Below are 12903 nucleotides of genomic sequence, written 5' to 3'. Positions count from 1 at the left end.
CGGAACGCAAGCTGGTCTCGTTTCTCCGTCTCTCGGTGCTCAGGCAAGCACGGCAATACCGTCCGCGGCACGTACGCCTTGAGCTGCAGGCAGAACGAACAGGGGATTGATTTCGGCCTCGATCAAGCGGTCGCCCAATTGTGCGGCCATTTGCGAGAACGCAACGATGGCGTTCGCCAGCGCGTCGAGATCGGCCTTGGGCCGGCCGCGAAAACCATCGAGCAGGGGCCAGGTCTTTAATTCGCGCACCATGTCGAGGGCATCTTCGCGGCTGAGGCCTTCATTGCTCGATGGCAGCAGGCGCATCGTGGTGTCCTTGAACAGTTCGGCGGTGACGCCGCCCATGCCGAGCAGTATGGCCGTGCCGAGCGGATCACGATGCGTGCCGAGAATCAGCTCCGTGCCGCCGGCGACCATTTCTTGTACAAGAAAGCGCTGAGGCTCGATGCCGGTCTTGCTTTGTACTTCGTCCTTCATTGCCTTCAGTCGATCACCGATCTGCTCGGCAGTGAGGTTGACGGCGACGCCGCCGACGTCGCTCTTGTGCGTAATTTCACTAGAGAGGATTTTTAGCGCGACACGCGAATTAAAGGCACGCGCAGCTTGTTCTGCGTCGGTGGGCGTTGTCACCACGGTTTCTTGCGCGCAGGGCACGCCAAAGCGCGCGAACAATTGCTTGGCTTGCGATTCGTCCAGCGAGCCTGCAGGCAGATCTGCTACGTCAATCGGCGCGGCAGGAGCCGAATGTGTCGGCTCCCTCCACTGCGCGTGCTGCAGCATGCCGGACAGCGCGACGGAACACGCCTCTGGGATGGCGAAGGCTGGGACGCCCCGTTGCGTGAGAAGGGCGCCGACATTTGGGGCGTGAGGGCTGACGAAGGCGATCACGGGCTTGTCGCTTTCGGGTAGGCAGTCCTGGATGGCGCCAGCCATCAGCTCCGGCATGGCGAGGCCCGAAGACCCCACAATGATGGCGAGCGCGTCATAGCTGGGACTTGCCAGCAGCGTTCGGATAGCGCCACGTAACAGATCTGGTTGCAGGCCGGCCAGGGTGACATCGATGGGATTGCGATCCAGCGCGGCGTGATCGCCCGTCTGTAGCGCGCGCAATTGCGCAGCGGTATCGGCATCCGGGGCGGGCGTCTCAAAACCCGATACGCCCAGGCTGTCGGATACCAGTGTGCCGGCGCCACCGGTCGAGGTCAGTATCGCGACGCGATTGCCGCGCAGCACGCGGTTTGTGGCCAGCGCAGCAGGAATATCCAGCAAGTCGCTAAAAGTCTGTGCACGAATAACGCCGACCTGTTTGAACAACGCGTCGTACATGCGATCGGCGCCAGCCAGCGCGCCCGTGTGGGACACCGCCGCTTTTGCGCCGGCTTCCGAGCGGCCGATCTTGAAGGCGACGACCGGCTTGCCGGCGCGTGCAGCCTTCAGGGCTGCAGCGCGGAATTTTTCCGGATTGCGCACACTTTCGACATACAGCGCGATGACTTTGGTGGCCTCGTCGCCAGTCAGGTAGTCAATAAAATCGGCCAAATCCAGATCCACCTCATTGCTGGTCGAGATGAGCTTGGACAAGCCGATTCCGCGAGAGGCCGCGCGGGATAGCAGTGCACCCAGGATGCCGCCGCTTTGCGAGACCACGCCGATGGAGCCAGCGGGAAAATGGTCCATCTCCAGCGCACCGCTGGCCGACAGCACGATGTTGTCGGTCAGATTGACCAGCCCAATTGTGTTAGGTCCGAGGATGCGCATGCTGCCTGCGGCCTCGATGAGCTCGGCTTGCCGGCGCGCGCCTTCTGCACCGACTTCGGTGTAGCCGCTGGCCAGGACGATCGCTGCCGCTGTACCGAGCTGTGCGAGCTCTCGTACGGCCAAGTGCGCGCGTTCGGCGCCCAACAGTACGATGCCGACATCGGGGACCGACGGCAGCGATGCGATGTCGGGATAGCAGGGCAGGCCGTCGATATTGTCGACTCGAGGATTGACAGGATAAATATGGCCGGTAAAGCCGTGTTTGCGCAGATAGGCGACAGGGCGGCCAGCGGTCTTTCTGCTATCGGCGGAGGCGCCGATGACGGCTACGCTGCGTGGATTGAGGAGGCGGGAAATGGGGCTCATGCGTTACTCTTTGCTGGTGCGCTTTTCGGCGGCCTTGGCCAGGAAGGCCATGACCGATTCACGGTGCTCAGTGCTCGTGTAGCAGATGCCTTGGGCCTGGCTGCCTTGTGCGAACACTTGCTCAGCCGACATTTCGAAGCTTTGGTTGAGAATAGTCTTGCCCAGAGCCAATGCGGTCGCGGAGCCTCGGCTCAGCTCGGCAGCCCAGGCCTGCGCATCGGCCAACAACTGTGCTGCGCTGGTGGTGCGATCCACGATACCTAACTGCAGGGCTTCGTCGCATTCGACTTTTCGGCCGGTGAAAATCAGCTCTTTTGCCTTGGACAAGCCCACTCGGCGCGGCAGGAAATACATGCCGCCACCGTCAGGGACGATGCCGCGATTGATATACGACCAGGTAAAGCTCGCGGCATCGCTGGCGATGATGAAATCGCAGGCCAGTGCGGTGTCTGCGCCCAGGCCCGACGCAGCGCCATTGACGGCAGCAATGGTCGGCTTGGGCATGGTGTGCAGCAATGATTGCGTATAGTGCACGCGCTGCTGGCGATGCCAGCCGTTGAAGGCGATTTCCCCTGCGGGGGCGTTCATACGCCGTTCCATCCCCGCTACATCGCCGCCGGCGCAGAATCCCTTTCCGTTGCCGCTGAGCACCAATGCGCGGATCGCTTTGTCGGCACTGATGCGTTCCAGCGCCGCGATGAATGCGCTGCGCATATCGTCGCTCATGGCATTGCGTTTCTCAGGGCGGTTGAGCAGCAGTGTGGCAATGCCGTCGGTAACGGTCAGTTCGATCAAATCCGTGGTCATGTCGCGAGTTTTCCTTGAGTCGGCTCAGTCGTTGGCAATGTGGCTTTTCTTGATGCGTTTTGCGTCAAAACACTGGTTGCCTTGTGCTGGGTAGTTTAGGTGTCCAAGCCGGAATATGTATCCCCGAAATTCCATTGGGTGGAAATGGTGCTAAGCTGCTGCGTCGCTCTCATTTCGCTACATCATGTCCGATTCTTCTCCCCAGGCCGTGCGCCGCCAGCATCACGAAGACCCTGTGTTGAACCGTTCGTTGGTGCGTGGGGTTGAGATCCTGCGCGCGTTTCGCCCAGGCGCGGATCAACTCGGCAATGGGGAGATTGCAGAAAGGACTCAACTTTCGCGCGCCACGGTCAGCCGTCTGACGCAGACGCTGGTTGAATGCGGGCTGCTGGAGCATGATCGCGTGAGGCGGACTTACCGTTTGGCCACGCCGGTGTTGAGTCTGGCCCACGCGATGCGTGCAGGCTCGCCGGTGTTGAATGCGGTCGCGCCGTTAATGCGTGCCATGGCCGAGAAAATGCGGATCAATGTGGGGTTGGCAACCGCGGATCGCGACGAGATGGTCTATCTGGAATCCTTTCGGTTTAACCGCAAGGTGGCATTGCGCAGTGTCGTCGCGGGGCAGCGTGTGCCGATGGAGCTCACCTCGCTGGGCAGAGCCTATCTGGCAGTCGTGGATGATGCGCAGCGGCAGGCGTTGCTGGAGCAGTTTCGCCAACGGCGCAGTACTGACTCGCGCCGCCTGCTTGAGGAAATCGACGCCGCCAAGCTCAGCGTCGATACCAAAGGCTATTGCGCCGCTTCATGGCAGCCGGAGGTCGTGGCAATGGCAACGCCGCTCGTGCTGCCGGACCGCCCCGTTTATGTATTGAATGTCAGCGTCAGGACCACGGCCAGTATGTCAGAGACGCAGAAGCAGCTGGGTGGCCCGTTGCTGGAACTCCGCGAGAAGGCGACAGCCGCATTGCTCACTGCCGACGGGTGAGCAGTGCGGCGGCGGCTGCAATGGCAACTGCTACTGTGTCAACGCCGCTGCGCTATTGCGGTGTGGACCACAAGCACAAACCGGGCGCAATGACGTTGATCAAGCTGCCTTGCGCGCACGCCGTTTGCGTACAGCGTCAGCCAGATCGGCCAGCACCGGCTCGGTTTGTGTCCAGCCCAGGCAGGCGTCGGTGATCGACACGCCATGACGCAACGGCACGCCGGGTTTCAGGTCCTGGCGGCCAGCCTCCAGATGGCTTTCGATCATGACGCCAATGATGCGCGAATCGCCGTTGGCGAGCTGCGTACCGATATCGCGCGCCACGTCGACCTGACGCTCGTGCGATTTGTTGGAGTTGGCATGTGAACAGTCGATCATGACTTGTTCGCGTTGGCCTGCGGCTTTCAGGGCGGCGCAGCTGGCATCGACGCTGGCTGCGTCGTAGTTGGGACCTTGTTTGCCGCCACGCAGGATCACGTGGGTATCGTCATTGCCCCGTGTCTCGAAAATCGCGGCCATACCCATTTTGGTCATGCCCATAAAGGCATGTTTGGCGCGTGCAGCAACGATCGCATCGGCGGCGACCTGCATACCACCGTCGGTGCCGTTCTTAAAGCCCAACGGGCAGCTCAGGCCGGACGCCAACTGACGATGGCTGGGGCTTTCCGTGGTGCGTGCGCCGATTGCGCCCCAGGCCACCAGATCGGCAATGTATTGCGGGCTGAGCAGGTCCAGGAATTCGGTGGCGATGGGCAAGCCCAGTTCGCTGATTTCCAGCAGCAGCTCGCGCGCGCGGCGAAGACCCTCGTTGATACGGAAACTGCCATCGAGGCGCGGGTCGTTGATGTAGCCCTTCCAGCCGACGGTGGTGCGCGGCTTTTCAAAGTACACGCGCATGACGATCAGCAGATCTTTGCTCAGTGATTGCGCGGCGCTTTTTAGCTGGCGCGCGTATTCGATTGCCTGATCATGGTCGTGGATGGAACAGGGGCCTACCACCACGACCAGACGGTCGTCGCGGCCATGCAGCACGTCGGCAATCTGCCTGCGGGCGTTTTCGACCAGGGCCAGGGTCGCGGCGGGAATCGGCAGCTCGTCCTGCAGCAGCGCCGGGGAAATCAGGGGACGTACTGCACCGATGCGAACGTCATCAATGCGAGTCGTGTCTTGGGTGGAGTCGGCTTGGCCGACTTCACGGTCATGTAAGGAATCGTCGATACGGGTCATGGTAGGGAAGGGAACAGCCAGAGCATGCTTTGATGGTGGGGCTGAGCAATTATCGCATTGCGCTCAATCTTGGACGGGCGTGCGCAGCGTGACGAATTCCTCGGCGGCCGTCGGATGAATGCCGATGGTCTCGTCAAAGACCTGTTTGGTCGCGCCCGCTTTCAGCGCGACGGCCAGGCCTTGCACGATTTCGCCCGCGTCGGGGCCGACCATGTGGCAGCCCAAAACACGGTCGGTATCGGCGTCGACCACCAGTTTCATCAAGGTTTTTTCCTGGATGCCGGTCAGTGTGAGCTTCATCGGGCGGAACCGGCTTTCGAAACGCTTGATGCGGTGGCCGGCCTCGATCGCTACCTCGGTCGTCAGGCCCACGGTACCGATATTGGGCAGGCTGAATACGGCCGTCGGAATCAGGTCGTAATCGACTTTGCGATATTCCTCGGGTTTGAATAAACGGCGGGCTACTGCCATTCCCTCGGCCAGGGCCACCGGGGTCAGCGGTACGCGGCCGATCACGTCGCCGATGGCCAGGATCGAAGGTTCGCTGCTGCGATATTCGTCGTCAACCGCGATAAAGCCGTCTTCGTTGAGTGTCACGCCGGTGTTTTCCAACCCCAGATTGTCCAGCATGGGGCGGCGGCCGGTGGCGTAGAACACGCAATCGGTCTCGATGATTTCGCCGCTTTTCAGGGTGACGTTCAGTGTGCCGTCATCGCGTTTGTCGATGCGGGCGATATCCGCGTTAAAGCGTAAATCCAGGCCTTTTTTGATCAACTCGTCGCGCAGGTGCTCGCGTACGCTGCCGTCAAAGCCGCGCAGAAACAGGTCGCGCCGATACAGCTGCGTGGTTTGTGCACCCAGGCCGTTGAAAATCGAGGCGAATTCCACCGCGATATAGCCCCCGCCCACGACCACGACGCGGCGCGGCAGTTCAGGCAGGAAAAAGGCCTCGTTCGAGGTAATGGCGTGTTCTTTACCCGGAATATCAGGGACTTGTGGCCAGCCGCCTGTGGCCACCAGGATATGCTCGGCCGTGTGGCGCTGGCCGTTGATTTCCACTGTGTGAGGATCGACCAGCCGGGCATGGCCCTCGTGCAGCGTTACGCCGCTATTGACCAGCAGGTTGCGATAAATGCCATTGAGACGTTCGATTTCGCGGTTTTTGTTGGCGATCAGGGTCGCCCAGTCAAAACCCGGGGTCCCCAGGGTCCAGCCAAATCCCGAGGCTTGCTCGAAATCCTCGTGAAAATGCGCGCCGTACACCAGCAGTTTCTTGGGCACGCATCCCACGTTTACGCAGGTGCCGCCCAGATAGCGGCTTTCCGCAATGGCTACACGAGCGCCGAATCCCGCGGCAAAGCGCGCGGCCCGCACGCCGCCTGAACCTGCGCCTATGACGTATAAGTCGAAATCGAAAGCCATCACGAATCCTTGTTACGAGTCTGCATGGTGGGACGCAGCCGCCCACATAATTTCTGAAAAGAACAGTATTAAACCGCTAATCTTAAACCGCCATGCGGCGGGTATGCTGCGGCCTGGCCGGTGGCGCCTTCAGCACAGGCCTTGCAGATGGGATACATTCTGACGGTGGTGCCGCCGTATCGGGCGGTGTTTGGGGTGATTCCGTGATGGGAATGCATGCAGACTGAAACTAGTTTTTTTGGCTCGGTGGGCGCCGTATTGGGCGAAGTGATCCGCGCCATTGTGTCGGGCATCCGCTATGTCTTTAGCGGCTTGGGCTCGGCGATTGGGGATTTTTTCACAGGCTTGGCCGGCGCGTTGGGCATGAGCTCGTCGATATTTCATTTCGCGCTCCTGCTCCTGGGCCTGGTCTTGCTGTGGTCCGCGGTCAAGGCCTTTATGGGGCGCTCCATTGTGTCGGGATTGTTCTGGCTGCTATTGGCCATGCTGTTGTTGTCCGGCCTGATCAGTTAACAGGGCAGGGTGGCTGCTTCCGGCAGCCTCGGTTCTATCGGTAGGGTGGGCTTTCCTCTCTATGCCGGGCGCCGCGCAGTGGTTTGCGCGATCAGCTTGGCGAGCCGCTTGATGAGCGGCTCAAACAGATCCGCTGAGGTGTTGCCATAGCCCAGCACCAGGCCGTTGTCCTCGGTGGTCGGCTGCAGGGCAAAGGCCGACAGGGCAGTGGGCGCCATGCCTGCCTGCCGCGCTGCGGCGGCCAGTGGCCGGTCCTGAATTTCAGGCGGCAGCTTCACGGTCAAATGCAGGCCGCCTTGTCCGCCTAACACCTCGTGCGAGACGGGCAGGTGGCGCGCCAGGGCCGATCGCAGGGCGGATTGCCGCTCGCGATAGAGACGCCGCATGCGACCCAGGTGGCGAGCAAACTGACCGCTTTCCATGAAGTCCGCCAAGGCGAGCTGTTCATGTCGATGGCCGCCGCGCAGCAATTCGTGCACGGCAGTGTGTAGCGAGCCCGTCAGCGCCTCCGGCAATACTAGAAATCCGATGCGCAAGGCGGGAAACATGGTCTTGCTGAATGTGCCGATGTAGACCACGGGCGCGTTATCGGCTAGCCCTTGCATGGCGGGGATAGGATCACCCTGGTGCCGGAATTCGCTGTCGTAATCGTCCTCGATGATCCAGGCGTTGGTCCGGCGCGCCCGTTCCAGCAGGTCCAGGCGGCGACCGGCGCTTAGCACCGCGCCCGTCGGATATTGATGCGAGGGCGAGGTGTAGATCATGCGTGGCGTATGGGTTTGCCAAAGTGTGGCAGGCGCGGCGAGGCCCTCGGCGTCGACACGCACCGGTATCACTTGCAGGTCTCCTGCCTGGAGCGCTGCTTTGACCCCTCGATACCCTGGGTCCTCCATCCAGGCGATATCGCCTGGATTGCTCAGCAGCCGTACGCACAGGCTCAACGCCTCCTGAGCGCCTTCGGTAATCAGGATCTGTTCCGCCTTGCAACGCACGCCGCGGGATAAGCCCAGATGCCGGGCGATGGCTTCGCGCAGTGCTGGCTCGCCTGCGGGTTCACCGTAGCCTAGCGTGCTGATGGGCACATCACGCAGCGTACGGTCCAGCGTGCGGCGCCACGCACTGAGTGGAAAATGGTTCAGCGCCGGGGTTCCCGGGCGCAACGCCATACTGGCTTCGATGTGGCGGGGCGATGGGGCCAGACGGCTGACGCGTTGCGCGGCGCGGGCGTGCGTCGGGGCTAGGACGACGCGTGCAGCAGGGGCCGCCGGCAGCGAGGCGACCCGCGTTCCCTGACGATCCGCCTGGACATAGCCCTCTGCGGTCAATTGGCCATAGACCAGCATCACAGTATTGCGCGAAATGCCGAGTTGTTCTGCCAAGGCACGCGACGCAGGCAGCCGGCTGCCCGCGGGCAACCGGCCGTCCAGAATGGAGGCCTTCAGTCGTTGCAACAATTGCCGCTGCAGCGTGTGGCCATCCCGAGGCGGCGACAGCGGGCTGTCCAGTAATGGGGCTGGCATATCCATGGCACCATCAAATAGGCTGATATTGGATCTTTTTACCATGCCACGATTCGGCTAGCCTTGTGGGCTTGTGCATGACACCGTTGTCCACCGATCATCAGAAGGAACTACGTATGCCGTCGACCACTGCCTTGACTCAACAGCCCGTGGGCGATCCTCTCCCGAACTGGAAGGCGCGTCCGCGGCCGCCGCATGAGGTGATCGTGGGACATTACTGCCGGCTCGAGCCGCTGGACGCGGCGCGCCATGGAGCCCAACTGTATGCCGCGTTTCGTCAGACGCCTGACGATGCAGATTGGACGTATACGCTGGCCGGGCCATTTGCCGACGAGGCCAGCTATCTGGCCTATGCGCGTACGGTGCAAACCTCTGAGGATCCCCAGTTTTTTGCCGTTATCGACTTGGCTACGGGACAAGCGGTCGGCACCTTGGCCGCCATGCGCATTGATCCGGCAAATGGCGTGATCGAGGTGGGCAATGTGGCGTACTCGAATTTGCTCAAACGCACGCCTGCCGCCACCGAGGCCCAGTATCTGCTGATGCGCCGGGCGTTTGACGAACTCGGCTATCGCCGCTATGAATGGAAGTGCGACAGCCTGAACGCGCCGTCACGCGCCGCTGCGTTGCGTATGGGATTTCAATTCGAGGGGATTTTCCGTCAGGCCGTGGTTTACAAAGGGCGCAATCGAGATACGGCCTGGTTTTCCATCATCGATTCGGAATGGCCCGCCGTGCGTAGCGGCTTTGAGCAATGGCTCGCGCCGGACAATTTCGATACAGACGGGCATCAACGCCGCCGGCTGTCGGATTTGATTGAATCGGCGCGGACGGCGTGACCGCGCAGGCTACGGCGTAACTGCCAGCCCGAGCGTCACGGTAACTCTGCGGGATAACTATCCAGCGCCAGGCTGATCTGCTGGCGGAGGTCCCATTCCGCCAGCGAGGCATTGACGGCGCCGTAATAGGCGCCGTCGCGCACCAGAAACAGGGCGGGCAAATGAAAAACCTCGTAGCGTTCGACCAGTCCCCCATTATCGCCCGCATCGATCCAGCACAGGCGCTCGACCGGCAGATTCAGCTCGGGCAGCTGTTCCCGCGCGACGCGGCACGTGCCGCAGGTACGGCTATGAAAGGCCAGCAGTGACAGGCCGGGGGCATCCAGCAGATAGCGGTCGGCAGTACTATCGTTGAGTTCGATTTGTTGCATGGGATACGGGCGGCTGAAAATCGATATGTTATCGGGGTTTACCCTGTTTTTGCGAAACGAATACCGCGGAATGCAGTACGCTCGACGACTTCTGAATCCGCGCCAAGACATTCGTGCATCTGTTCATCCTATTCTCGTCGACGATACAACAGACATACGATGTTGCATTCCTGATGCCCCGAATTGGTTCGGCGGGCGTGTGGGCAAGTAATATTGCGAAATCAGATAAATAGATGAAATGCGGGTCCTCATGGGGGCCCGCATCGTTTTTTTATTAAAGGAGATGGTCCCGATGAATAAGCCGTTCGACGGAGAAGTCGCCTCGCTTAACGTACCCGAGTACGTCAAGCACAAGGGGTTGGTCGAGTGGGTAGCGCGTGTGGCTGCGCTGACAAAGCCGGACAATGTGGTCTGGTGCGATGGTTCCCAAGAAGAATACGACCGACTGTGCGAGCTGATGGTGCAAGCAGGCACCCTGCGGCGATTGAATCCGGAAAAGCGGCCCAATTCGTATCTGGCCTGGTCCGATCCCTCCGATGTGGCGCGCGTCGAAGACCGCACCTTTATCTGCTCGCAGCGTGCAGAGGACGCCGGCCCTACGAATAATTGGGCTGATCCCGCTGAAATGCGCGCCACGCTGAATGGCTTGTTTGACGGCTCGATGCGTGGACGCACGATGTATGTGGTGCCGTTCTCGATGGGTCCTTTGGGCTCGGATATCGCCCACATCGGTGTCGAGCTGTCTGATAGCCCCTATGTTGTGGTCAACATGCGCATCATGACCCGCATGGGCCGCGCCGTGTTTGACGTGCTGGGCAGCGACGGCGAATTCGTGCCTTGCGTGCACAGCGTGGGCGCCCCGCTGGCAGCAGGCCAGGCCGATGTGGTGTGGCCGTGCAATCCGACCAAATACATCGTTCACTATCCCGAAACGCGCGAGATCTGGAGCTTTGGCTCGGGTTACGGCGGCAATGCCTTGCTGGGCAAGAAATGCTTTGCCTTGCGTATCGCATCGACCATGGGCCGCGACCAAGGCTGGCTGGCCGAACACATGCTGATCCTGGGCGTGACCTCGCCCAAAGGCCGCAAGTATCACGTCGCTGCGGCATTCCCGTCGGCGTGCGGCAAGACCAACTTTGCCATGTTGATCCCGCCTGAGGGCATGGACGGCTGGAAGGTCTCCACTATCGGCGACGACATCGCCTGGATCAAACCGGACGCCGAAGGCCGCCTGCGTGCCATCAACCCCGAGGCAGGCTATTTTGGCGTGGCGCCTGGCACCAGCGAAAAGACCAACTTCAATGCCATGGCCACGTTGAAAGCCAATGTCATTTTCACCAACGTGGCGTTGACCGATGACGGCGATGTCTGGTGGGAAGGCATGACCGATACGCCGCCCGCGCATTTGATCGACTGGCAGGGTCAGGATTGGACGCCTGCGAGCGCGAAGGAAACTGGCCGCAAAGCCGCTCATCCGAATGCGCGCTTTACTGCGCCGGCTTCGCAATGTCCGTCCATCGATCCCGAATGGGAAAACCCCAAAGGGGTCGTCATCGACGCGTTCATCTTTGGCGGCCGTCGCTCCACCACCGTGCCGCTGGTCACCGAGGCCCGTAATTGGGTCGAGGGCGTCTACATGGCAGCCACCATGGGCTCTGAGACCACGGCTGCGGCCGCAGGCCAGCAGGGTGTCGTGCGCCGCGATCCGTTCGCCATGCTGCCGTTCTGCGGCTACAACATGAGCGACTACTTCGGCCATTGGCTGAAACTGGGCAAACGCCTGCAGGATGCGGGCGCCACGCTGCCTCGCATTTATTGCGTCAACTGGTTCCGCAAAGGGCCGGACGGCAAATTCGTCTGGCCGGGCTTTGGCGACAACATGCGTGTATTGAAATGGATGTTGGGCCGCATTGACGGCACGGCCAACGGCGTCGAGCAAGTGTTCGGCGTATCGCCCACGTATCAGGACATCGATTGGACCGGCCTGGAATTCAGCCCGGATCAATTCCAGCAAGTCATCTCGGTCGATGTGAAATCGTGGCGTGATGAGTTGGCGCTGCACGATACCTTGTTCCAGCAATTGGCGCAGCGACTGCCTGGTGAGTTGCCGGGTGTGAAGTCGTCGATCGAGACGCGTCTGGCTGCTTGAAGCAGGGCATGTTTCGGTATTAGCCGGACTTGGTGTTTTGCTGCTGACGCAGCGCTAAAAGCTTAGGCTGAGGACGCGGTCATCGGGCTCTATCGGAGTCGGATGGCCGCGTTTCTACGTATTGAATGAAGGTTTTAACGGTGTCAGTCTTCTCTGATCGGATTGAGCCGACTGCCCCTCGTGTGCAAGGGTTCGCTCCATTGATGGCATCGGGCGCACGTATCATCGTGCTCGGCTCGATGCCTGGCGTCGCGTCGCTGCGTCAACAGCAATATTACGCACATCCGCGCAATGCGTTCTGGCCCATTGCTGCGTCGGTTTTCGGCTTTGATCCGCAGGCCAGCTACGCTGCACGCAGCGAGGCATTGATGTCGTCGGGGATCGCGTTATGGGATGTGCTGCAGGCGTGCGAGCGCCCTGGCAGCCTGGATGCGAACATCAATCTCAATAGCATTGTGCCGAACGATTTTGAGTCGTTTTTCCGGAAGAATCAGGGCATCGTGCGTGTCTGTTTCAACGGTGGAAAGGCTGCAGCGTTATATCGACGCTATGTGTTGCCCGCATTGACGATCGCGTGTGAGTTGCAATACGTTGAGTTGCCGTCTACCAGCCCGGCTCATGCTGCGATGAGGCGGGAAGAAAAGTTGGCGGTGTGGGAGCGTGCGTTGACGATTTCGCGGTGAGCTTCGTGCGTGGCGGGGGATGAATGCTATTGGACGTCGAGGCGGGGCAGTGACCGTGTTGGCGCTTCACGTGGCCGGTCGGCCGCCTGCGCGTCCGACACCGCTTCGTTCGTCTCGTACGGCCCCTTCGGGCCTTCCTTCGTACATGGACGCCCCTGGTTTGCCAAGCCTTCACTTCTTGATGACGCCACGGTAGGGATTGCACCCGTACATTCGGACTTGCTGTGCAACACCCGCTGCACGGTCCCTGATGGGTAATCCGC

At 60.9% G+C, this 12903-nt stretch carries 11 protein-coding genes; 5 read left to right on the top strand and 6 right to left on the bottom strand.

Annotation, left to right across the window (positions count from 1 at the left end; translation table 11 throughout):
- Nucleotides 1-39: 39 nt before the first annotated feature.
- Together CAL20_RS16800 and CAL20_RS16795 are read right to left on the bottom strand one after the other, a co-directional pair.
- Nucleotides 40-2124, bottom strand: a complete 2085-nt coding sequence (locus tag CAL20_RS16800) for an acetate--CoA ligase family protein (protein WP_094838454.1) — start codon at nt 2122-2124, stop codon at nt 40-42.
- 3 nt (nt 2125-2127) lie between these two features.
- Complete coding sequence (locus CAL20_RS16795; RefSeq protein WP_094838453.1) at nt 2128-2931, bottom strand: enoyl-CoA hydratase/isomerase family protein; 804 nt, start codon at nt 2929-2931, stop codon at nt 2128-2130.
- 184 nt (nt 2932-3115) lie between these two features.
- Between CAL20_RS16795 and CAL20_RS16790 the strand changes: the two genes are divergently transcribed.
- Complete coding sequence (locus CAL20_RS16790; RefSeq protein WP_094820712.1) at nt 3116-3916, top strand: IclR family transcriptional regulator; 801 nt, start codon at nt 3116-3118, stop codon at nt 3914-3916.
- A 99-nt stretch (nt 3917-4015) separates the two neighbouring features.
- On the opposite strand, the gene CAL20_RS16785 is transcribed toward CAL20_RS16790, so the two are convergent.
- Together CAL20_RS16785 and gorA are read right to left on the bottom strand one after the other, a co-directional pair.
- A complete protein-coding gene (locus CAL20_RS16785; protein ID WP_094820713.1) occupies nt 4016-5143 on the bottom strand; it encodes a 3-deoxy-7-phosphoheptulonate synthase in 1128 nt (375 codons plus the stop codon).
- Between the two features lie 63 nt (nt 5144-5206).
- Nucleotides 5207-6565 carry a glutathione-disulfide reductase gene (gene gorA / locus CAL20_RS16780; RefSeq protein ID WP_094838452.1) on the bottom strand — a complete coding sequence of 453 codons (1359 nt, stop codon included), beginning with the start codon at nt 6563-6565 and terminating at the stop codon, nt 5207-5209.
- A gap of 216 nt (nt 6566-6781) precedes the next feature.
- On the opposite strand from gorA, the gene CAL20_RS16775 reads away from it, so the two are divergent.
- Nucleotides 6782-7078, top strand: a complete 297-nt coding sequence (locus tag CAL20_RS16775) for a hypothetical protein (protein WP_094838451.1) — start codon at nt 6782-6784, stop codon at nt 7076-7078.
- A 59-nt stretch (nt 7079-7137) separates the two neighbouring features.
- On the opposite strand, the gene pdxR is transcribed toward CAL20_RS16775, so the two are convergent.
- Nucleotides 7138-8643 carry a MocR-like pyridoxine biosynthesis transcription factor PdxR gene (gene pdxR, locus CAL20_RS16770; protein WP_094838450.1) on the bottom strand — a complete coding sequence of 502 codons (1506 nt, stop codon included), beginning with the start codon at nt 8641-8643 and terminating at the stop codon, nt 7138-7140.
- 71 nt (nt 8644-8714) lie between these two features.
- Between pdxR and CAL20_RS16765 the strand changes: the two genes are divergently transcribed.
- The gene (locus CAL20_RS16765; RefSeq protein WP_094838449.1) at nt 8715-9437 is read left to right on the top strand and encodes a GNAT family N-acetyltransferase; all 723 of its coding nucleotides are present in this window, start codon (nt 8715-8717) and stop codon (nt 9435-9437) included.
- A gap of 35 nt (nt 9438-9472) precedes the next feature.
- Here the strand turns inward: CAL20_RS16765 and CAL20_RS16760 are convergent, their stop codons facing one another.
- Nucleotides 9473-9808, bottom strand: coding sequence for a thioredoxin family protein (locus tag CAL20_RS16760; RefSeq protein ID WP_094838448.1), 336 nt, complete (start codon nt 9806-9808; stop codon nt 9473-9475).
- Nucleotides 9809-10100: 292 nt separating this feature from the next.
- Between CAL20_RS16760 and CAL20_RS16755 the strand changes: the two genes are divergently transcribed.
- The gene (locus tag CAL20_RS16755) at nt 10101-11957 is read left to right on the top strand and encodes a phosphoenolpyruvate carboxykinase (GTP) (protein WP_094820719.1); all 1857 of its coding nucleotides are present in this window, start codon (nt 10101-10103) and stop codon (nt 11955-11957) included.
- A 140-nt stretch (nt 11958-12097) separates the two neighbouring features.
- Complete coding sequence (locus CAL20_RS16750) at nt 12098-12640, top strand: DNA-deoxyinosine glycosylase (RefSeq protein WP_256981580.1); 543 nt, start codon at nt 12098-12100, stop codon at nt 12638-12640.
- The last annotated feature ends 263 nt before the right edge of the window (nt 12641-12903 follow it).

Source organism: Bordetella genomosp. 4, from assembly GCF_002261185.1.
Taxonomy (GTDB): domain Bacteria; phylum Pseudomonadota; class Gammaproteobacteria; order Burkholderiales; family Burkholderiaceae_B; genus Bordetella_A.
Note: the sequence above shows the minus strand (reverse complement) of the source record. Positions and strands in the feature narration are given on the sequence as shown.

Excerpts from the sequence above, each read along its gene's own strand:
- CAL20_RS16800 (WP_094838454.1), bottom strand. The coding sequence starts at position 2,124 with ATGAGCCCCATTTCCCGCCTCCTCAATCCACGCAGCGTAGCCGTCATC.
- CAL20_RS16795 (WP_094838453.1), bottom strand. The coding sequence starts at position 2,931 with ATGACCACGGATTTGATCGAACTGACCGTTACCGACGGCATTGCCACA.
- CAL20_RS16790 (WP_094820712.1), top strand. The coding sequence starts at position 3,116 with ATGTCCGATTCTTCTCCCCAGGCCGTGCGCCGCCAGCATCACGAAGAC.
- CAL20_RS16785 (WP_094820713.1), bottom strand. The coding sequence starts at position 5,143 with ATGACCCGTATCGACGATTCCTTACATGACCGTGAAGTCGGCCAAGCC.
- gorA (WP_094838452.1), bottom strand. The coding sequence starts at position 6,565 with ATGGCTTTCGATTTCGACTTATACGTCATAGGCGCAGGTTCAGGCGGC.
- CAL20_RS16775 (WP_094838451.1), top strand. The coding sequence starts at position 6,782 with ATGCAGACTGAAACTAGTTTTTTTGGCTCGGTGGGCGCCGTATTGGGC.
- pdxR (WP_094838450.1), bottom strand. The coding sequence starts at position 8,643 with ATGGTAAAAAGATCCAATATCAGCCTATTTGATGGTGCCATGGATATG.
- CAL20_RS16765 (WP_094838449.1), top strand. The coding sequence starts at position 8,715 with ATGCCGTCGACCACTGCCTTGACTCAACAGCCCGTGGGCGATCCTCTC.
- CAL20_RS16760 (WP_094838448.1), bottom strand. The coding sequence starts at position 9,808 with ATGCAACAAATCGAACTCAACGATAGTACTGCCGACCGCTATCTGCTG.
- CAL20_RS16755 (WP_094820719.1), top strand. The coding sequence starts at position 10,101 with ATGAATAAGCCGTTCGACGGAGAAGTCGCCTCGCTTAACGTACCCGAG.